Consider the following 20601-nt stretch of genomic DNA (forward strand, 5'->3'; position numbering starts at 1 on the left):
CTTGAGTGTTGAAATTGCTCAATTAACTCCCCTTAAGCAAAAACAATCTGCCACCTAACTTCTGTGTTCAAATGACGAGCGAGCGCGGAGCGGGAGCGCCGTAGGCCGGCGTAGCCGTCGGCATAGGCTTTTACCCACAAGCCGATTGGTTTTTTTCTTGTTTTTACTTGTTTATAGGTAATTTATCCTTTCAAATCATATAGTTATATATGCCTTATCTCCCTTTTTCCGGGTTTAATCTCCCTTTTTCCGGGTTGATCTCCCTTTTTCCGGGTTTAATCCACAATTCTCCCTTTGATATTTTTGGGGAGAATTGCTCTATTCTCTCTCCATTCGAGCACGGGCGATCAACCCGGAGAGTGGGAGAGTTATTCATGCCTCCAAAGACCGAACCAGCCTTGACGAACTATCGCCCTGATAACCCTAACAGACCTTCCGGGGAGCGATGGGTGACGATGAGCAATGCTCTGATTCGAGCAGGTCACGGCCTCACTCTGGCCGAGAAGCGAATAGTGATGTGTGCCGTATCAAAGCTCGACAGTCGAACCGCTTTGAAAGCAGGGGAACTACCACGCACTAAAATCACTGCCTCAGAATATGCCGAGATAGCTTCCTGCAAAATGAATGCTGCTTACGAAGCACTCCAAGAGGCCACCAAGACACTCTTCAATCGGAAGATCACTTTCTACGAACCCCCTGCTCTGCAAAGCTCCAGATCAACTCATGCCATTCGCACAGAAATGAGATGGGTCGGCCGATGCCGATACCATGCTGGGGAAGGATGGGTTGAACTCGTATGGTGGCCAGATCTGCTTCCGTCTCTAATTGGGGTCGTTTGCGGGAGGGGGCGAAATCCTACGCTAAGGATTTAGGCCAGCGATATTCGCCGGTGAGGTTGATGTGTTCCCATCCCAGCGGTGAGACATGGGCGAGGAGATCAGGCGGGATGATGATGCCGTCCACGGCGCGTCTGTCCACGACCTCCCCGAGTTTCATGGTGTTCCAGAAGATGATGATGGCGGCGAGCAGGTTCATGCCGGCAATACGATAGTGCTGCCCTTCGCCTGAGCGGTCGCGTATCTCACCTCGACGATGGAAGCTGATGGCGCGCTTGAGGGCATGATGGGCCTCGCCCTTGTTGAGACCGATCTGAGCCTGGCGCTGGAGACCGGCGTCGAGAATCCAGTCGATCATGAACAGGGTGCGCTCGATGCGACCGATCTCCCGCAATGCGAGGGCCAGCTCATTCTGGCGCGGGTAGGAAGCGAGCTTGCGAAGAATCTGGCTGGGGGCGACGATGCCCGCTGCGATCGTTGCCGTGACGCGCAGGATGTCGGGCCAGTTGCGCTCGATGAGCGGTTCATTGATTTTGCCGCCAACCAGCGCTCGCACATTGGCGGGCGTCGCGTTGGGCGTGAAGGCATAGAGTCTTTTCTGAGAGAGATCTCGGATACGCGGTGCGAACCTGTAGCCGAGCAAGGAGCTGGCGGCGAACACATGATCGGTAAAGCCACCCGTGTCGGCAAAATGCTGGCGGACGCGGCGGCCTGCGTCATTCATGAGCAGCCCATCGAGTATATAAGGTGCCTCGCTGACCGTTGCCGGGATGACCTGGGTAGCGAAGGGTGCATATTGATCGGACACATGGCTGTATCCCTTGAGGCCTGGGACGTTGCCATATTTCGCGTTGATCAGATTCATCGCTTCGCCCTGCTCGGTAGCAAGGAAGAACTGCCCGTCGCTGGATGCGGATTTCCCTTGTCCCCAGAAGGCGGACATAGGCAGAGCGGCATGGGCTTCCACGATCATGGCGAGCGCCCGATCATAGGCGCTGCCTTCGACATGCCAGCGTGCGATCCGCAGCAATTCCCAGAAGCTGTGCGTATTGGTCGCCGCTGCCATCTTGCGTAGACCAAGATTGACGCCTTCCGCCAACAACACGTTCATCAGGCCGATCTGGTCGCGGCAAGGCACGCCAGTGCGCAGATGCGTGAAAGCCTCGGAGAATCCGGTTCGCTCATCGACTTCCAGCAACAAATCGGTGATCCTCGTGGACGGGAGCTGTTGATAGAGATCGAGTACGAGATCCTCAGTGCCTTCGGGTGTGTCAGCCTTCAGCTTGTCGATGTGCAGCTTGCCGTTCTCGATGATGCCGCCTGGGATCGTACCGGTTCGCGCCGCGCGGCCAAGCGCCTTCAGTTGTGTATCCAGTCGAGCCCTGCGCTCGGCAAGCCATTCGCCGGGTTGCAGCGGCACAGCGAACCGCGCGGTCTGCTCTATCGCCTGTGGCGGGACCAGGATCTGCTTGAGGTCGCCATAGCGGCGCGATTTTGCCAGCCATATGTCGCCGGACCGGAAAGCGTCGCGGATATGGAACAGCACCGCGATTTCCCAAAGTCGGTAGTCGCCGGCGGGCGCAGCGCGAAGATGGCGATGCCATTTGGAGTTGGGACGTAGAAAATCCATAGGAGGATCGGATTTGATCCCGCTCTGTAGCAGCGCGATAGCCGTCAGAAGAGGCTTGGCAATCGGCGCCGCCTGCATGTCGAGCAGGCGCAGCATCCTGGGCGCATAGAGGCGGAAGCGATGATAGCCGTCCAGCACACGGCTGAGCGGGTCGGCAGCGAGCACATTGGTCAACGCAGAGGCCGTGGCGACAAGGGTTCTGAACCGTTCCCAGCCTGGACCGGTGGTGATTATCCCGTCCAGGGATGCGCCATCGTCCTGCGCTCCAAGCAAAGCACCACCGATTTCAGCAAAAGACTTCAGCGTGTCCCGAACGGCCGCCTTTTCGTCGGCGATCTTGGTGCTGCAAAGGCGTTCGGAGACCCGATAGAGACGGCCTACGATGCGATCGTGGGTCTCCACGATGACATCAGCCAGAGATGACCGCCATTCCATGGTGCAGACAGCGAGGATTGCAAGCCGCCTGCCTTCGGGCAGATCGCGCATGCCGTCGGCGTAATAGCGCTCGCCCTGCCGGCGAAGGCGGGTCACACGATGCGCGGGAACGCCGTCCAGCAAATCTGCCGGAAGATCGAACTTGTGGAGATATTCCAGTCGATCCATCAGCCGATTGGCCGCCGCCGAATTTGCGCCAACTTCGAACTGTCGCAGCCATACGAAGCGGGTGATGCGACCATCCACCGTATTCTCTAACAGATGAGCCAAATTCTCGCTCAGGGCTGGTGTTATGCGATGGGCGATACGATCTTCGATCCTGCGTTCGGCCTTGACCAGTGCATCGGCACAAAGGCGCTCAATCGTTGAGAAACCGGGAAGGATTGTGCGGGTGCGGCGACACTCTGCAACGAAGCGACGGGCAAGATCCTCATTCGATGTCGCCGCCTCGGCTTCCCGAGCGATCCAATCGCGCAAATCCCGTGCGCCCCGCCCCGAAAAGGAGCGATAGCCGTAGATCCGGCGTAGGTCCGCCAGATGCTCATGCCGGGTCTCCTCGCGCGCGGCATAGAGGAGTAGATCGTCACGGCTCAGCCCGAGCTGGGCCGCGATGAAATCCGATACCTGTGCCGGGATCAGCTCGCCAGGGGTGAGTACCCGGCCCGGGTAGCGCAGGACGCACAGTTGCAGCGCGAAGCCGAAACGGTTGTGGGCGCGCCGGCGCTGGCGGATATGCCCGAGATCCTCATCGCTAAGGGTATAGTGCCGCAGCAGATCACCTTGATCGACCGGTAAGTGAAACAGCGCCTCGCGCTGTCGATCGGTCAGGGTCACGCGACGCGGCATACATGCTCCTTATTCTTTCCAAGGTAAGGTTTGAGATAGTTTGATTGCGATGCTGGTTAAGATACACAATAGTGCAAGCTTATGTGCTCATGTTCGTCACCGCTTCAAACCAACGTTTAAGAAACATGCTGATCGGATATGCCCGCGTCTCCAAAGCCGATGGTTCCCAATCCCTCGACCTCCAGCACGACGCCCTGCGTGCCGCCGGTATCGAGCCAGGTAATATTTATGATGATCGTGCATCCGGTAGCCGCGATGATCGGCCCGGCTTAGCTGCATGCCTCAAATCCTTGCGCGACGGCGATGTGCTGGTGGTCTGGAAACTCGATCGCCTCGGGCGCTCGCTCGCCCACCTGGTCAACACCGTGAAGGATCTGTCAGACCGCAGGATCGGCCTGCGTGTGCTGACCGGAAAAGGCGCTCAGATCGACACCACAACCGCATCCGGCCGCATGGTGTTCGGTATCTTTGCCACTCTGGCCGAGTTCGAGCGGGATCTGATCCGCGAGCGCACCATGGCTGGCCTTGCCGCAGCCAGAGCGCGCGGACGAAAGGGAGGGCGAAAATTCGCCCTGACCAAAGCACAGGTGCGTCTCGCCCAGGCCGCCATGGCGCAGCGCGACACGTCTGTTTCCGATCTGTGCAAGGAACTCGGGATCGAGCGCGTCACTCTATACAGATATGTCGGACCGAAGGGCGAGCTCAGGGATTATGGGAAGCGCGTTCTCAGCTTAGCGTAGGATTTCGCCCCCTCCCGCAAACGACCCCATTTGGGGCAGGCGACCGGGCCATCGCGTCGTTTCGCGGGAATGGCTGGCCGTGCTCCCATGTCCCATATCCGTTCACGAAAGGCATTCGACGCGTAACCCTTGTCCGCTACTACCCACAGGGGAGTGGCGGGAAGGCTGTCGAGCATGGCTGGTGCCAGAGGCAGTTCATGAGCCTGTCCAGGGGCCAGCGCAAAACCGAAGGCTTTTCCATGTCCATCAGCGATCACGCAGACTTTTGTGCCATAGCCGCCGCGAGAGCGGCCAAGTGCTTCACGATGGTCTCGCTCTTCGAAAGAGGCCCCTTTTTTTGGGCTCCCGCCGCTTTGTGGTGAGCCCTGATGTTCGTGCCATCCAGAAAAGTCATTCCGAATGCCACTCCCTGTTGTTCCTGAACCAGTGCGAGCAGCCGCTCCCATACGCCGAGCTTCGCCCAGCGGATGAAAAGCTGCGCAGCCCGCCACCACGGACCCAGTTCAGCGGGGATACTCCGCCATTTCGCGCCATTCTCATGACGCCAGAAAATCGCTGCTATCGTCCGCCGCAGATCATGTGGCGGCGTCTTGCCCCTCGGGCGAACCTCCTCAATCAGAGGTTCCCAGATCGCCCATGTCTCGTCCGTAAAGGTGCCTGTTCTGTCTCCTTCTTCCATCCCTACAATATGGGAAGAAATTCAAGATCTAACAGGCCCTAGTTAAATTCTGAAAATTTCTTTCAATATCCTCTTTTTGATATTTTGTTTGCTTCTTATCTCCAACATATGGAGGATTGCCACAGATATATGTCTCAGAATCTTTTTGAATTGGGCATATTTTAAACCAGTCTTTCTCCAATGCATTTCCGCATACGATGTGTCCTGTATCCTTCAGGGGCAGCACATTCAGGCGGGCCTGTTTCTGGTCGATATGGATTTCATCACTCTGGAACTCAGCGATCAGAAGAGACAGGCGCGCGATTTCCACCGCAAAATCACGGATCTCAATCCCATAGAAATTGGCCAGCGGGATGACGGATTTCCGTTCCGCCCGCTCGATCTTCAGCCGGTCATCAATCTCGCTCTGAATATCCCGCATGTCCTTATAGGCAATCACCAGGAAATTGCCCGATCCACAGGCTGGGTCAAACACCCGAATGCTGGACAGACGCACCTTCAGGGCATGCAGCTTTTGAGTATTCTGGCCTGCCTTTTCCAGCTCCTCACGCAGGCTATCCAGAAACAGCGGATTAAGCACTTTGCGGATGTTGGGCACGCTGGTGTAGTGCATCCCCAGCGCACCGCGCTCTCCTTCATCGGCCACGGCCTGGATCATGGACCCGAAGATATCCGGGTTAATCTGCGCCCAGTTCAGCTCCCCGGCACGCAGAAGATAGGTGCGGGCCAGTTTGTTAAATTTCGGGCAGTCCGTTGTCCCGGAAAACAGGTTCCCGTTTACATACGGGAAATCCCTGGCCCAGGATTTAACCCCGCCCTTTTCGCGGTCGTCATTGCGCGTATCCAGATCCATCGTCCTGAACAACTCAGCCATGACCTCATGCGTCTGATCCGTGGCCCCCTCCGTCATGGTCTGAATGGTTCTGGTGAACAGATTGTTCAGGAAGATCCCGGTATCCTCGGCAAAAAAGCAGAAGATGAGACGCGCCATGAAATGGTTCATGTCGTGGCGGCGTTCTTCCGTTGCCCAGTCGGGGTTTTCCTTCAGAAGCTCAACATAAAGACGGTTCAGACGTGACGTAGCCTTAACGTCGATCGGGTTGTTCTTGATCTTCTGAACGGTCGTAATGCCCGCCAGGGGCAGGAAAAACCCGAACCGATCGGCCAGATGCGTGAACACATCTGTAATGTGCTCATCTTCCGTGCGGTCTTCCGCCTCAAACGTCACCCCATCCGTGGCCAACAGAAACCGTGCCTTGGCCGACTGGGTCTTGGGGCTTTCCCGAAGCAGGTTCAGGGTCTGGGCAACCTGGCCTTCTGGGCAGACTGCTAAATGAATGTTGTTACGCTGAAGCACTGCTCCAGAAACGTCCGAGCGGTTATCCTTGCGAAGCCGCTTGATCGTGACATCGCGGTTTCCGAACGCTTGCAGGAACTCGAAAGGAAATTCCCCGGGATTAAAAGGGGCTTCGGCAATCCGGGAGACAGCTTCTTCAATCTCAACAGGATTCATGCATAAAATTCCATACGTTCGAAAAACAGATCATACACCTCATGCGCCACCTGACACCTCCAGGAAGAGGCGGACCAGAGGTGCGTTGATATAATAATTGCTCCGCCCTGAGCGGTGCTTGGACAGCAGACCTTTCTCTGAGAGCTGATCGAGATATTTCCCTGCCGTCTGACGCGCGATACTCAGGTCCGACTGGACATACTCGATTTTCGTGTAAGGGTGCCGGAACAGGTTGTTCAGCAGCTCCTGGCTGTAAATCTTGGGCAGTTCCGTGCGCATCCGCTGCTTCATGGTGGCCATCTGCGCCCACATGCCCTCAATCAGCTCCAGAGTGATCCTGGATGTCTCGGCCACGGCACGCAGCATGTAGAGGATCCACGCTTCCCATGCGCCTTCATCCCGCACCTTCTGCAACAGACGATAATATTCATCCTTATGGCGTGTGATGTAGCGCGACAAATAGAGGATCGGGATATCCAGAAGACCGGTCCGGGTCAGATACAACACATTCAGAATCCGCCCGACACGGCCATTCCCATCGGGGAAAGGATGGATGCTCTCAAACTGATGGTGGATCAGGGCCATCTTGATGAGCGGATCCAGGTCACAGAGCCCGTCATCATTCACGAAGCGCTCCAGATCCGACATATGCCCGATAATCTCCCGCCCATCCTGAGGCGGCACAAAGACCACTTCCCCCGTGCGCTCGTTCTTCAGGGCCGTTCCCGGGGTGTTTCGAAACCCATCACTCCGCTTCTTGAGCCTCTGGAAAATCGCGATCAGCCCCTTGTTCAGGATCAGCCCGTCGGTTTCTTTCAGCTGCTGAAACCCAAGATGCAGGGCATCGCGATACAGAGCGACTTCCTTGGCCGCCACTGAGTCCGGCCCCTCTGGAAACAGATCGGCCTGGAAAAGTTCATCCTGGGTGGTGACGATATTCTCGATTTCCGAAGACGCCTTGGCTTCCTGCAAAGCCAGCGTATCAATCAGGATCCCCTGATTGGGAATGGTTGCCGCCCGCCCCTTCAGTTCCGCCAGAGCCTTATTGGCCTCGACCAGCGCCCTGAGAACCGGAACCGTTTCTATGTCCGTCTGAGGCGGCAAAGGTCGAATAAGGTAGGTTGGCGTTAACATGACATCCTGACGTGGTAGCAATATGTGTTTTTTCTAACACGTCAGAATGATCCGTCAAAGAAATCCGGTTTCTTTGACATATGACGGTCTGCTAACTCCCAAATTCCAAAGCAACCTCCTGTATCAGGTCAGTGCAACATGACCTTTCCTGCTTAACGTAAGATTTCGCTCTCTCCCGGGAATGTTTCCTTTTTAACAATTTTCCAGACAGAAAGACGTCTCCATCAGACATGCAACACATCAGTCTATTCATCTGACAAAGAAGCCACACGGCTACCTTGATGCATAATGTCGGTAATCCCGACACCCTTTCCAAAGGGAGCCAGAATCCTGACTCCCTTTGTTTGTGTATCCTCAATATAAGCCTAATTTTGTAAAAGGATGTGGTTAATAACCACACCCTTTCTCCACCGGCCTGATCCTGACAGCGAAGCCGCCGCACTGAGGGTGCAATGGTGTATGAAGGCCCTAAAAAACCCTACGGCAGACCCGGCGGCAATCATGCGGCAACCCCAACGGCAAGGCTACGGCAACCCTACGACGAACCCATCGGAACCCCTACGGCAATGAGACGGCAACACGAGGTTAGAGCCTATTTTCGATGGCCTCACGCATATCAGCGCGTAACTCTTCAAGAGAGATCAGGCCTTGAATGAATCGGGCGTTCGCGTCCTCAAGTAGGGCGTCGTGAACATAGCCTTGCCGGAAATTGGAAGCCCTAGCTTCTTCGACTGCCCGTCGACGGCGTTCGCACTCTTCCATCAATTTTCCTCCAATCTGCGCCAGAAGTGTTCCATTTCTGTGGGGTTTCCGCTCCACCTAATTTCGGCCCTTCATACACCGACCTCATCTAGACCTAGCACTGACTATCGATTTGCCCCTGCATTGACCTAACTTCCGACCTCATTCTGACCTATGATCTGTCCACACTTTGACCACACATATTTCAGGGTCTTCATACACCATTGCACCCTCAGTGCGGGCGGCTCCGCCGCCAGGGACGGGCAGGCGGAAAAGGGAGCCAGAATCTTGGCTCCCTTTGCGGATTTTGGCTGCATGTAAGGGTAAACGGAGAAAGGGGGGACGGTTAGTAACCGCTCCCTTTGGGGAGCGGCTGGGGTTGCCTTCTGGGAAGTTTCGGCCAATCATGGCCCCAGAAACGGGGAAGGCCCGGTGCAGCAACACCGAGCCTTCCAACAAACCCACCCCGTGACCTACACCCGGTGGGCCTGCTACTTCCGAGGGGTAAGAGATAACCCAGTTCTGGGTTTCCCCTCAAGAGGAGATAGGTCCGCAGGGTTGAAAGATCGACCGTGACCTTAGTAAAAAATCGAGTTCCAGCCCTCTCTCACGATCACAACGCTATCCCTCGGCATACGTTGAAAAGCCTTTTCCTGTCCGATGTGGACAGACTGGCGCACGAAAGTGCGTGTTGCGTACGCTTGGGGTGAACACCTATGGAACGCTCTCGCAGAGTCCCTACTGTGAAAGACGTGCTTATGCCGAAATCGGTAGCGTTCGACGCGGATTTCTCACACTTGAGGCAATTTCGGGTCATTTTGTAGAATTCAGTCATCCCACAGGAGCCCGATCTGGAATATTGACGATATTCTGCTTCTGGCGGCGGGTTCTGAACGCAGTGAGGGTGTCACGGCCTGAGAAGGCAGTGTTGGTGGAAGCTATGTGGTCTGTGCACTGTCTGTTTCTTCAGATGGCCTGCCGGAGCCTTCGCAATCGTGCATGAGCGAGGGCGAATTCGTGCTGACAGGGGAACATGTCCGGCATGAACAGGACAATCCGACGGACGCTGAGCGTTACACGTGTCGCGATTTTGAGCAGTCGTGCGCGTATGGTGCCACAGGTCGCCGTCTCCAGGCTGGTCTGGCCAAGGGCCAGTCTTTGCAGAGCGGTCAGCAGGACATAGGCTGCGGCCGAGAACCACAGCCGGAGCTGGTTGGCCCGGATGGTGTGGGACGAGGTCCTGTCTGAGAACAGATCCATCTGGCATTCCTTGATGCGGTTTTCCATATCCCCGCGTGCGCAGTAAATCTGTTCGTAGAGATGGCGAGGGTCGGACATTCCCTGCGGTAGCGTGGTGACAATAAAGCGATGATAGCGGTTGCCGTGGCGCCATTCGGCCTTGGCCACGACCCGCCTGCGGCGCGTCCAGCTGTCCTTTGTGATCCAGTCAAAGGAGGCGAAACCGCGCGCAGCTCTGCCTGTCGTGGCGGCTTCGTCACGAACCTCAGCGGACAAAGAGGCAATCCGGTCATACAGGCGGGTGTTGCCTGCAAGCCCGAACAGGAAGTCAACGTGGTTGTCTTCGCACCATGTCATCAGACTGTCCCGGGCGAAACCGCTGTCCCCACGCACCAGGATACGCACCCGGGGCCAACGGCTCCTGATCTGCTCCACGATCCGGCGGATGTCTGCCAGTGCTTCCTTCCCCGGGTCCCTGTCTGCCGTGCGCAGGGTAGCGCTGAGGAGATGGTCCCCGCAGATGGGGTGGTTGCCGTCCTCCCCGCACGGCATCGCAATGTGCCAGAATGGTCGTTGAGTAAAAACAACCGCGTGAAAGGACGGCAGATGAAGGATACAGTGATTGGCGTTGATCTGGCAAAGACCATTTTCCAGGTTCATGGAGCTTCGCGTGCGGGCGAGGTGATGTTTCGCAAAAAGCTGCGTCGTCAGCAGTTTATGCAGTTCATGGCAACGCAGCCGCCTGCTCTGGTCGTTCTTGAAGCGTGCGGGAGCGCGCATTACTGGGCCCGCGAACTGGCGGCATCTGGTCACGAGGTCAGACTGATCGCTCCGCAGTATGTGAAGCCTTTCGTGAAGCGGCAGAAGAACGATGCTGCCGACGCGGAAGCGATCGTCATTGCGGCCCGTCAGCCGGAAATGCGCTTTGTCGAACCGCGCACTCAAGCGCAGCAGGCCCGAAGCGTTCTCTTTCGCTCCCGCGAGCGTCTGGTGCACCAACGCACGGAACTGGTGAATGCCCTGCGTGCCGTTCTGTATGAATTCGGTCTCGTCGTGCCACAGGGGATTGCGCATATCAAACGCATTGAGGCCATGCTGGATGAGGCAGTTCTGCCAGAGCTTGTAAGGCAGGAATGCCTTGATCTGCTGCAACAGATTTCGGAGCAGAGTGTGCGAATTGATGCCAGAACAAAGAAGATCAGGATGCTTGCCCAGGGAAGTGAAACCGCCTGCAGATTGCAGAGCATGCCTGGAGTGGGTCCTCTGACCGCTCTTGCGGTTGAGGCTTTTGCGCCTGACCTGCAGACCTTCCGGCGCGGGCGCGACTTTGCTGCGTGGCTGGGACTGGTGCCCCGGCAGTTCTCATCTGGCGGAAAGGAAAGGCTGGGGAGGATATCAAAAGCCGGACAGGCTGATATCCGCAGGCTTCTCATCATGGGTGCCATGACCCAGGTGAACTGGGCCAGTCGCAAGGGCCCAGCACCGGGAAGCTGGCTGGCACGGATGCTGGCCCGCAAGCCCCGTATGCTGGTAGCGATTGCCCTGGCCAACAGGATGGCAAGGGCAATCTGGGCCATGGCAACGAAACAGGAGGATTATCGGGATCCGGCCCTGTCCGTGGCAGCCTGAGCGATGGCTCGGCTCCCGCGGATGGAACCGGTAGGGGTGTGAGAGGGCGATGACCTGAATGGGCGCATGATCGTTTGATCCGGATCGGAAAAACCAGTATGTCTTTTCGTACTTTCAAGCACGCCCCGCAGATTTGGATCTGATCCGCTGATCACCATACCGGCCAGTGGCTTCTGAAAGGCCACATCAACAGGCCTTACAGAAGACCGCACACGATCACACGTCAATATGGGTCAGAAAACTCTTGCATAACGGACGGCAACCACAGAAGAAGACATACAGGGGAAGATAGCAGTTATGGCCGTAATATCCATGAAAGGCGCGGCCTTCCTGATGGCCATGGATACGGTCATCGGTGGCATCCACATCCAGAACGATCCGGGCGGGTGCGTGCTCATGCTGGTCAAGGAAGAGCGTGACGAACAGGGTAGCCAGGGCCTCATGATCAGCAATGATCCGACAGTAACGATCTGCCTGCTGCCCACTGCGCTCCAACCGGTTCAGTGTAGATTTGCCAGCCAATGCTGCGCAGTTTGCCCGGCCTCCTGACAGACGGCCCGAGGCCAGACCAAAGATCAGGTCATGCCGCAGGGCATCGTGATCATTGAGATCTTCATAGCCCAGTGCCAGGCCCATGATCCGCTGACGGACAAGGTCTTCAACCCGGTATTCCACAAAGCCGGGATGCCGCTTATCGCGAAAACAGGCAGCAAAGCGGCGGCTGAGACCCAGAATGTCATCAGCCTGCTTCACCAGAATGACGCCCCCATCCGAACTCATGCGACCCCCCGTCAAAACGGGCCACAACACGCCGTCCACAGGAGGCTGGAAACTCATACGGCCTGCGCTACACTCTGTCTGCATCGGGTTTTCTTGATGATTATGGAAATTTCTTTTGTGCAAAACAGACTTTTTCATAATCTAACCCGATGTACAACCCTTCTGTGAGATTTCCGCGTCGACATCCTGTGGCGGGGCGAGCGCCGGATGCGTCACTGGGGTGTAGATATTGGCACTGTTTCGTAAGAGATACATGCCACAAATTATAATGCGTTGTGCCTCGTCTATATGGGGGATGTCAGCATGTGAAATAGTCATGGGTGTCACGTTGAACCCCAGATGCGAACAGGGGATCGGCGTTTTGAAAATCAGGCCTATCGGGCGTCAGGTCTGAACCTGCTGGTGGCAGCGGTTATCCTATGGAATACGCGCTATCTTCAGTCTTCCATCGTAACGCTCGGCATTTCCTATGACCTGGCGCGGCATATTGCACCCCTCGGTTGGGAGCATATCTCTCTGACAGGGGACTATCGCTGGAATGTCGATGAACAACCCGACGTCGACGCGTTACGACCGCTTCGGGTGCCTGCATCCCTGCTTGTCGCTTGAACCCCAATGCTGGCGGTTCTGTAGGTGTTCACCCTAAGCGTACGTAAAATACACTTTCGTGTCGTGACCCCGACATCGGTCTCCAGCAGGGACGCCGGCAGGCGCATGTTGAGGGCGGCCGCCTTGGGTTCGATCTCAAAGCGCATGGGCTTGAAACCGGACAGGTCATACCGGGTCAGATCGACGGTCGCGACGAAATCCTCGGCCGCTTCGTCACTGTGCAGCGAGGGCATGGACCTATTTTTGTAGCTCATACTGGTCGATCTCCTTCAGACTGCTTCGATTGGGCCTGGATAAGCCTTTACCAGCGGATCATGGGTCAGCAGAAGCAATCCTTCCACCGTGGCCTGTGCCACAAGGATCCGATCAAAGGGATCCCGATGCACATCTGGCAGTTGTCCGACTGCCAAGGCGTGCTGGCTGGTGATCGGTAACTCCTCATAACCGTTTTCGATCAGACCGCGTCGCAGCAGATGAGGATCGACCTGGAAGTCTGCCCGTCCCAGCCCGGTCTTAATGGTGATCTCCCAGAGACTGGCCGCACTGAAGACCAGATCATTGCCCGGATCTTCCATCAGGGTTCTCGCCCGTGCTGACAGCCTGTCAGGCTCTCCGGCTGCCCAGAGCAGCAGATGGGTATCCAGAAGAAGCCTCATGCCGGACCGTCGAACAGAGACACAATATCGTCCTGTCCCATGCGATCAAAATCTTCGGGCACCCGGATTTTTCCAGCAAGAAACCCCAGACGCCGTTGCTGTAACTCTTCAGGAGCCGTAATCGGGCTGACCCGCACCATCGGCCGGCCGGCTTTGGCAATGATGAAGCTTTCCCCTTTCATGGCCGCGTCAATCAGCCGGGACAGATGGGTCTTGGCTTCGTGGATGTTGACCGTGCGCATGGCGAAAGCCTCCTGAGTTTACTCAAAAAAAGACTTAGTCATATTAGTCTGGTCCATCAAGACAAATGTCGCCAGAACCACCTCAGGAAACGAAAAAAGCACACTCATCGCGTTCCTCGTTTACCGTCATACCCTTTCGGATGCGACATTGGCGGTCAGGAATGCCGCATAGCCCAGTTCGTCCATCTGACCTGCCGCCAGCGCGAGAACCGCATTTGCTGCATCTTCCTGGGCTGCCGTGAAACGATAGCCGTTCAGTTCCAGAAACAGCACACCGAGCACAAAGCCCGTACGCTTGTTCCCGTCGATGAAAGGATGGTTTTTGACGATACCCGCCGTATAGACGGCCGCCAGATGCACTGGATCCAGCGGATCCGCATAAGCCGCATGCTGCTGTGGCCGGGCAAGCGCGGATTTCAGAAGACCTGCATCCCGTACGCCGGAAGCGCCACCATGCACCCCCAACAGCCGATCATGCAGGATCAGGGTATCCCGTTCGTCTATCCAGACGAAGGCTGTCATTGAGCCAGAACATGCAGCGTATCACGGTAGCGCCGCATAATATCCTCAGCCTTTGTCATTTTGGTTTCGAAGTCAGGATCATAGGGTACGAGCCGATATCCGCCGTCAGGTGCTTCGGTCAGATACAGGGGCGCGCCGTCCTGGGTGTTCAACCGTGAAATCACTTCCTTGGGCAGCACCACCCCGAGTGAGTTCCCGAATTTTCGCACTTTCAGCTCGACCATAGTGATTCCCCCTAATGTTATTACTAATGTAATAACTTTTTGCGGTTTCAGCAACCACCATGCTCACCGGCCTGTCTAGCTCACAGTGATCAGCAGTCTTCCTTACGCGACGTTTCTGGGGCGACCGCCTTTCGCACCATTCCGGCGTGCAGCCGCCACCTTTGCCTGGCTGGCGGATGATCCGCCCACACGTCCCATCTGTGCTGCCATCCAGCTTCGGGAACCGTAGATACCGTGGATCATACCTTCGACCAGGACATCAGCATCAAGACGTGGCCAGTGAAGGCCATTCCCCAGCGGGGTGATCTCGATCTCGGCCAGATCATTCAGTGAAGCGCCGTGCAGATCCTGTAGCAGATCCACCGGCACGCTCATTTCAACACCGTTGGAGAGGGTGACATGAAGGGCGCGGCGCGCACGGATCAACCGGGCGGAGACCGCATGAGGAACTGTTGCTCGATGAAGCGTGTCTGCTTCACGAGCGGTTTGATAGTTCATGTCATTCGCCATGTATCGTCTCCCATGCTTCAGTCAGCATCTCAGCGTGGTCCTGCACGATGACAAGGGCTTCCTGTATGACCTTATCTTTCATGCCACCTGCCCATATCAGGCGGGCTTTCCTGCCAATTTCGATCACCGCTTCTCCATCCGCGTTTATAACGTGAACGTGCATTGGGCACATGATCTGCCGTGTAAATCACGACACGAAATTCATTGATGCGTAGAAGCGTCGGCATAATGCACAATATCCCTAACGCTTGGGTTTTTCAATTAGAACCATCCCGCCGAAGGTCAGGAGCAGAATATCTGGACGGACGAACAGGAAATGGCCAGCCTATCAATCCCCGGCAAGGCCCGCAGAGCGCCCTGGGAGGCCGCACAAAGCGCAATTCCCGTTACTGCCCACCAAACCAGCCACCACACACGGGAACGCCTGTACGGCCATCCTGTGGCGTCTGACGGGTATGTTGCAACACGTGAGCTGCTGAATGATCGCCTGAACACCGGTGTGTCTTGAGCAGATTACGGTCTTGCCCGGTTCTTCTGGTGTTGCAGGCGTTGGGCGAGCGCGGAGCGGGAGCCTCGTAGGGCGCCGAAGGCGCCGACGCGGGAGAGGAAGGTGCTGATGGAGAGACGATGCGGGAACGCATCGTCAGATTATGATTTCGCGCCGTAGGCGTGTCTGCTTAGCGCAGCCCTGAAAGGGCGAGCAGGGGGATGCCGGGTGGGAGATCGCGCGAAGCGCGATCGGGGCGGCCGTAGGCCGCGAGCCGGCGGGGGCGGAGCCCCCAAGAGGCGGTGCTTGGGTTCATTTGGCTGAAAATTACAGAGAATGAAAAGTTATCCACAGGCTTAGAGTGTTAATTTATGTGTTAAAAGTAGTGTTAAGGGTTTTCCACAAAAACGTAACTGACTGAAAATAAAATACAAAAACAATGTTTTGGGGCAGCTTGCGTCAACGAAACCCCGAATCTAGTGACTCCAGAACCCCGAATCTGCGTCAACGAAACCCCGAATCTAGCTCTTGCGTCAATGAAACCCCGAACCTAAACTGATCGTCAATGAAACCCCGAATCAAAGCAACCCGTCAACGAAACCCCGAACTGGCAATTACCGTCAGTGAAACCCCGAATGTTGATGGACGTTCCGTTCTACTTCCGGAACGATATCCGATACCAGATCTTTTTATTTGTGATGTCCTTGATGCCATCCCCAAAGATGATATGGCCTCGATGGAACATCCAATTTTCTCGCTTGCCACTAAACCTGATCGACGCATTTTCCGATATGAGCACAATGGCAATACAGTTGAGATCGTTCCGAGCGTCAAAGGGCTCGCGACGATCCATGACAAGGATATCCTTATCTATTGCATTTCGCAGCTTATCGCGAAAATGAATCAAGGTGAGCAGCCAAATCGAACTCTCCACCTTACCGCACGCGATTTATTGGTGTGGACCAACCGTCAAACCGATGGTGATGGCTATAAGCGGCTTCGGAGCGCATTTGAGCGCTTAGCAGGCACACGGATCACCACCAACATCAAAGCTGATGGAGAAGAAATCACCGAAGGCTTTGGCCTTATCAATGAATGGCGAATTATCCGTAAGACCAATTCCGGACAAATGTCCGAAATTAAGGTAACGCTATCCGAATGGCTATTCAGAATGATCGAAGGCCGAAGTGTACTGACATTACATCGCGATTATTTCCGTTTACGCAAACCACTTGAACGGAGAATATACGAACTTGCACGCAAGCATTGTGGCGCTCAGGAAAAATGGGTTGTTTCTATAGAAATTTTACAGAAAAAAACTGGGGCCAGTAGCCATATTCGCGTATTTCGCTCAATGCTCCGTGACTTGGCAATCAATAACCACTTGCCTGATTATGCTGTCGAAATAAACAGCAACACAGTTACTTTCCGTAATCGGGAAACGATGGACACCGTCAAGGTAATAGAGCCAAAGCTCCAGAAACCATTTGTCGATCCCGAGGGTTTCCATGACGCTAGAGGAGTTGCTCCAGGATATGATGTCTACGCACTCTATGATGAATGGGTGTCATGGTGGAATGATAGTGGACAACCAGAGTTGCAAAACCCCAGTGCCGCATTTGTTGGATTCTGCCGCAACCGACACAAACGCAACCCTATACGCTAGACACAGCCTACGTGTATAATTGCATACGTGTATAAATGTATACTTAACCGCTAACGATCCGGCTTCGTCCTTTCTTCACAAACAGATCGTCCAGTGCTTCTCCAAGCAAACCCTGAACCGTCGTTCCCTCTTCGGCCGCGATAATACGAAGCTGGGTGCTGACTTCAGGAGAAAAATGCCCACCGATCAACTTGGTCCCCTTCCGACCATTCAGCGTAGGTTTACGGGATGATATATCTGGCTTCAGGGAAGGGGCTGGCATTGCCTCACCACTACCTTTGGCGCGATCAAGCATCGCTTGTAGCGTATTGCTTTTCGCCATCACACTACCTCCCGATTTTTGTATAATTGTATATCTGTATACTCGTATAAACGCTTGATTTCGTTTGCTGCTGGCCCATGTGCTTCGAATTCCTGCACAGCCTGTCCCGCCGCCTGTGCACGGAAAAATGCCTTGCGGTTTCCTACTGTCACCGGACAGACCGTTGCTCCCAATTCGGTCACGGCCTTAATGGCATCCCCTGTCTCCTGCCCTTGGGGGGGCACAAAAGTTAAAACGACAGCGAACGCTTTACCGAGCTGACGAACCACATCCAATGTGTGTGTCATACTCATTGTATCGAACACGGCCGTCTTCGTCGGAATGAGAACGAAGTCAGCATGCCGCGCCGCTTCATAAGCTACATCACGCGCAACAGCAGCTCCGTCGATAATCACAAGATCAGTACCCGCATCCGCGCAGGCTTTGAGCATTGCAGGCAAACGTATCGGCTGAATTGAAGCCACAGCCGGTGTATCGAGCTGGCGTACGTCTTTCCAGAAAGAGGCTGTCGCCTGTGGGTCCAAATCAATAATAGCAACAACCTTACCCGCTTGCTCAGCCGCGACAGCGAGACAGGTTGCAAGCGTCGTTTTTCCGACACCGCCCTTCTGCGAAAGAACAGCAAGAACCTTCATGCTACACCTACACGTATAATCTTATACCTGTATACACTTTCTACGAGGGAAGAGAAGGCCTCATCTTATCTCTCTGCACAATGGCAGCAACAGTGTTCTGTTGATTCCTAGATCACGGGCGATCCACCGATAACTCCGCTTTTCTGCCACCAGCGCCAGAACCTTCGGAGCCAGACGATCAGACTTTGGCCGCTGTCCTTTCTGTCGGCCGAGAACCTTCCCGCGCGCCCTGGCAGCGGCCAGACCAGACTTCACCCGCTCGCTGATCAGATCCCGCTCGAACTCCGCAATCCCGGCCAGAACCGTCGCCAGCATTCGTCCATGTGGTGTCGCCAGATCAAACGTCATTCCCGTTATAGCAATCAGGGAAACACGATAGCTCTCCAGTTCCTGAAGCGTGGAGATGAGATCAATGGTCGAGCGCCCCCAGCGGGACAGCTCCGTCACCAGAATGGCGTCAATTTCACGAGCCTGGGCCAGTGCCATGACCTTTCGACGCTCGGCCCGATCCACCCGGACGCCAGATCCTGTCTCCATGAAGATGCCAGACACTTCATAGCCCGCGCGTTCGGCAAACCGCTTCAGCTCGTCTTTCTGGCGCACGCATGACTGATCGGCCGTAGAAACCCGACAATAGATGACCGCGCGCTGTCCCATTTGAACCCTCCCGGAAAAACCACCATGCAGTCCTTGATACACCGTGGCTCCGGCTTGTCCCAATTAGACTATAGTCTGATTGGAACGAAATCTTTCCGTTCATTAAGAATTGCGTGTATTTTCAACTCAAATCTTGATTTGCGCAAAATATTTTGTTGTTACTTATTTAACAATATGTGTTTTTTGTTGCTTTTTTTGTTCTTACAACTTAAACATTGTCGGTAGTTTAAACGGAGCAAAATGCCAATTGCAGCATTTGCGCAAATCAGGGAGTTATGAAAATGAGTTCTCTCTATGGATATAATAATACTGTAACAGACAGTGGTAGCTACACATTATTTCCCGTAGGATGGGTTCTCGGAGTGGCTTCCGCAGGAGGAGCAGGAGTAACATTTACCGGAGATATTACCGATACATTATCGTTTGCACCTTCATTAGCAAGTGTAGCTAACCCCTATTTTGTTACGGCAAAAGACGGTGCAAACGTTACAGTTGATGTTTCATCAACCGTTCTTGCTGCCTTAACGGGATCTTCTTTTACCGCCAATGGTGGGACTATAAATATTACTGGAGATAACGCTATTTCTGCTCTAAGCGGAAATAGTTATACAATTGAGAACGGCGGCACCATAAATCTAGGAACGCTCTCAACATCAGAAATCAGTGCATTAGGCGGCTCAACTATCACCTTTGGTGATGGTGGCGGCACCTTGGTGATTACACCAGCTAGTGGTGTAACACTTTTAACTTTCAGTAATATTCACGGCTTTGGAAACACTGGATCTACTATAGAAATACCTGGATCTGGTAAAGTTACAAATGCAACATATGACAGCACTTCAAAGACAACAAGCATTACAACAGATAATGGGATTACTGTTAAAGTTTCTGGTGATTATACCATTTCCAATAACTCTCTGTATCAACAAGAAAGTGGTGGAAACCTGTACATCAGCGCTTCTCCGACCAATAGCTTAGAGCCCTTTTGGAAATTCGCTATGATAGGTTTTCAAGAGGTTTTGAGCGTGATTCAAAGGCAGGATGTGGACGCCAGCACAACGAGGCCGCATGGCCGGAATTACACGCAAGACGAAACGCTATCCGTCTGATCTGACAGATGAGGAATGGGAGCGCATAGCGCCTCTGATGCCCCCTGCGAACCGGCGTGGTCGGAAACGGACAACCGATTTCCGTGAGATCATCAATGCTCTGCGCTATCTCGTGCGCTCAGGCTGCGGTTGGGAGATGCTTCCGGTTCATTTTGGCCCATGGCAAACGGTTTACTGGTGGTTCCGCAGGCTGATGCGCCGTTTCCTGTTCCAGACCATTCATGATGTCTGTCTGATGCTCGATCGTGAAGCGGCAGGACGCGAAACCAGTCCATCGGGTGGTGTCATTGATAGCCAGAGTATCAAGGCACCCCACGCAAAGACACGTGGTTATGACGCAGGCAAGAAGATCGTCGGTCGGAAACGTCACATCGCAGTTGATACGGATGGCCGCCTTCTCCTGGTTCAGCTGACAACAGCCGATATTTCGGACAGTGCAGGAGGGCAGATGATCCTTGATGCCATTCGTAAACGCTGGCCTTGGGTGAAGCACCTGTTTGCCGATGGAGCCTATGACCGCCTCCAGTTGATGGATAAGGCCACTTTTCTCGACTTCACAGTCGAGATCATCCGGCGGTCAGAGACAGCAAAAGGGTTTGAAATCCTGCCGCGTCGGTGGGTTGTGGAACGGACCTTCGGTTGGATGATCCGCTGGCGTCGCCTTGTGAAGGACTACGAACAGCGGATCGACGTCGCAGAGGCCATGATCCACATCGCCATGGGAAGCCTCATGCTACGCCGAAACGCTCATCCGTGAATT

General features: G+C 54.8%; 19 protein-coding genes and 6 pseudogenes. 8 read left to right on the top strand and 17 right to left on the bottom strand.

All coding sequences use genetic code 11. The features are described from left to right. Positions 1-455 precede the first annotated feature (455 nt). Positions 456-872 carry a replication initiation protein gene (locus tag QQM41_RS15765; RefSeq protein ID WP_408874592.1) on the top strand — a complete coding sequence of 139 codons (417 nt, stop codon included), beginning with the start codon at positions 456-458 and terminating at the stop codon, positions 870-872. Here the strand turns inward: QQM41_RS15765 and QQM41_RS15050 are convergent. Beyond that, positions 856-3747: a Tn3 family transposase gene (locus tag QQM41_RS15050; protein ID WP_061507276.1), complete on the bottom strand. Its 2892-nt coding sequence runs from the start codon at positions 3745-3747 to the stop codon at positions 856-858. The genes QQM41_RS15765 and QQM41_RS15050 overlap by 17 nt on opposite strands. Positions 3748-3872: 125 nt before the next feature. Between QQM41_RS15050 and QQM41_RS15055 the strand changes: the two genes are divergently transcribed. After that, the gene (locus QQM41_RS15055; protein WP_010512305.1) at positions 3873-4487 is read left to right on the top strand and encodes a recombinase family protein; all 615 of its coding nucleotides are present in this window, start codon (positions 3873-3875) and stop codon (positions 4485-4487) included. 26 nt (positions 4488-4513) lie between these two features. On the opposite strand, the pseudogene QQM41_RS15060 reads toward QQM41_RS15055, so the two are convergent. The 5 genes and pseudogenes from QQM41_RS15060 to QQM41_RS15080 all read right to left on the bottom strand — a co-directional run. Next, a pseudogene (locus QQM41_RS15060) lies at positions 4514-5166 on the bottom strand (IS5 family transposase); the annotation flags it as partial. 37 nt (positions 5167-5203) lie between these two features. Continuing rightward, positions 5204-6679: pseudogene (locus tag QQM41_RS15065) on the bottom strand (DNA methyltransferase); the annotation flags it as partial. A 39-nt stretch (positions 6680-6718) separates the two neighbouring features. Beyond that, entirely contained in the window at positions 6719-7813 is a 1095-nt protein-coding gene (locus QQM41_RS15070; RefSeq protein ID WP_339078295.1) for a Fic family protein, read from the bottom strand. Positions 7814-8398: 585 nt separating this feature from the next. Next, positions 8399-8575: a hypothetical protein gene (locus QQM41_RS15075; protein ID WP_157885570.1), complete on the bottom strand. Its 177-nt coding sequence runs from the start codon at positions 8573-8575 to the stop codon at positions 8399-8401. Between the two features lie 945 nt (positions 8576-9520). Further along, positions 9521-10312 (bottom strand): annotated as a pseudogene (locus QQM41_RS15080) (IS1380-like element IS1380A family transposase); the annotation flags it as partial. Positions 10313-10399: 87 nt separating this feature from the next. Between QQM41_RS15080 and QQM41_RS15085 the strand changes: the two are divergent. Then, the gene (locus QQM41_RS15085; protein WP_339076906.1) at positions 10400-11422 is read left to right on the top strand and encodes an IS110 family transposase; all 1023 of its coding nucleotides are present in this window, start codon (positions 10400-10402) and stop codon (positions 11420-11422) included. 216 nt (positions 11423-11638) lie between these two features. Here QQM41_RS15085 and QQM41_RS15090 read toward each other — a convergent pair. After that, positions 11639-12286 (bottom strand): annotated as a pseudogene (locus tag QQM41_RS15090) (transposase). Between the two features lie 267 nt (positions 12287-12553). Between QQM41_RS15090 and QQM41_RS15095 the strand changes: the two are divergent. Further along, positions 12554-12811: pseudogene (locus QQM41_RS15095) on the top strand (Tn3 family transposase); the annotation flags it as partial. On the opposite strand, the gene QQM41_RS15100 reads toward QQM41_RS15095, so the two are convergent. From QQM41_RS15100 to QQM41_RS15130, 7 genes are all read right to left on the bottom strand, one after another. Continuing rightward, positions 12730-13065, bottom strand: a complete 336-nt coding sequence (locus QQM41_RS15100) for a CopG family antitoxin (protein WP_339078286.1) — start codon at positions 13063-13065, stop codon at positions 12730-12732. The pseudogene QQM41_RS15095 and the gene QQM41_RS15100 overlap by 82 nt on opposite strands. A 15-nt stretch (positions 13066-13080) precedes the next feature. Further along, entirely contained in the window at positions 13081-13467 is a 387-nt protein-coding gene (locus QQM41_RS15105; RefSeq protein ID WP_006560454.1) for a type II toxin-antitoxin system VapC family toxin, read from the bottom strand. Further along, positions 13464-13709 (bottom strand): type II toxin-antitoxin system Phd/YefM family antitoxin, encoded by a 246-nt coding sequence (locus tag QQM41_RS15110; protein ID WP_006560453.1) that lies wholly within the window; start codon positions 13707-13709, stop codon positions 13464-13466. The genes QQM41_RS15105 and QQM41_RS15110 overlap by 4 nt, the downstream gene beginning before the upstream one ends. Before the next feature lie 126 nt (positions 13710-13835). Continuing rightward, positions 13836-14231 (bottom strand): type II toxin-antitoxin system death-on-curing family toxin, encoded by a 396-nt coding sequence (locus QQM41_RS15115; RefSeq protein WP_010665988.1) that lies wholly within the window; start codon positions 14229-14231, stop codon positions 13836-13838. Continuing rightward, positions 14228-14455 carry an AbrB/MazE/SpoVT family DNA-binding domain-containing protein gene (locus tag QQM41_RS15120; RefSeq protein WP_019088712.1) on the bottom strand — a complete coding sequence of 76 codons (228 nt, stop codon included), beginning with the start codon at positions 14453-14455 and terminating at the stop codon, positions 14228-14230. Before QQM41_RS15120 ends, QQM41_RS15115 begins: the two co-directional genes overlap by 4 nt. Before the next feature lie 102 nt (positions 14456-14557). Then, the gene (locus tag QQM41_RS15125; RefSeq protein WP_006560442.1) at positions 14558-14965 is read right to left on the bottom strand and encodes a DUF2442 domain-containing protein; all 408 of its coding nucleotides are present in this window, start codon (positions 14963-14965) and stop codon (positions 14558-14560) included. Further along, positions 14955-15128, bottom strand: coding sequence for a DUF4160 domain-containing protein (locus QQM41_RS15130; RefSeq protein ID WP_006560441.1), 174 nt, complete (start codon positions 15126-15128; stop codon positions 14955-14957). The genes QQM41_RS15125 and QQM41_RS15130 overlap by 11 nt, the downstream gene beginning before the upstream one ends. Before the next feature lie 153 nt (positions 15129-15281). On the opposite strand from QQM41_RS15130, the gene QQM41_RS15135 reads away from it, so the two are divergent. Then, positions 15282-15473: a hypothetical protein gene (locus QQM41_RS15135; protein WP_006560440.1), complete on the top strand. Its 192-nt coding sequence runs from the start codon at positions 15282-15284 to the stop codon at positions 15471-15473. 544 nt (positions 15474-16017) lie between these two features. Next, complete coding sequence (locus QQM41_RS15140) at positions 16018-17118, top strand: replication initiator protein A (RefSeq protein WP_339078287.1); 1101 nt, start codon at positions 16018-16020, stop codon at positions 17116-17118. A gap of 43 nt (positions 17119-17161) precedes the next feature. Here the strand turns inward: QQM41_RS15140 and QQM41_RS15145 are convergent, their stop codons facing one another. The 3 genes and pseudogenes from QQM41_RS15145 to QQM41_RS15155 all read right to left on the bottom strand — a co-directional run bounded on the left by QQM41_RS15145 (position 17162) and on the right by QQM41_RS15155 (position 18732). After that, positions 17162-17440, bottom strand: coding sequence for a ribbon-helix-helix domain-containing protein (locus QQM41_RS15145; protein ID WP_238527069.1), 279 nt, complete (start codon positions 17438-17440; stop codon positions 17162-17164). After that, entirely contained in the window at positions 17440-18075 is a 636-nt protein-coding gene (locus tag QQM41_RS15150) for a ParA family protein (protein ID WP_006559416.1), read from the bottom strand. The genes QQM41_RS15145 and QQM41_RS15150 overlap by 1 nt, the downstream gene beginning before the upstream one ends. A gap of 40 nt (positions 18076-18115) precedes the next feature. Then, positions 18116-18732 (bottom strand): annotated as a pseudogene (locus QQM41_RS15155) (recombinase family protein). A gap of 281 nt (positions 18733-19013) precedes the next feature. Between QQM41_RS15155 and QQM41_RS15160 the strand changes: the two are divergent. Further along, positions 19014-19841, top strand: coding sequence for a hypothetical protein (locus QQM41_RS15160; RefSeq protein WP_339078288.1), 828 nt, complete (start codon positions 19014-19016; stop codon positions 19839-19841). Further along, complete coding sequence (locus tag QQM41_RS15165; RefSeq protein WP_011251455.1) at positions 19774-20598, top strand: IS5-like element IS12528 family transposase; 825 nt, start codon at positions 19774-19776, stop codon at positions 20596-20598. The genes QQM41_RS15160 and QQM41_RS15165 overlap by 68 nt, the downstream gene beginning before the upstream one ends. Positions 20599-20601 lie beyond the last annotated feature (3 nt).

This window comes from Acetobacter sp. AC2005 (assembly GCF_037901235.1).
Taxonomy (GTDB): Bacteria; Pseudomonadota; Alphaproteobacteria; order Acetobacterales; family Acetobacteraceae; genus Acetobacter; species Acetobacter oryzoeni.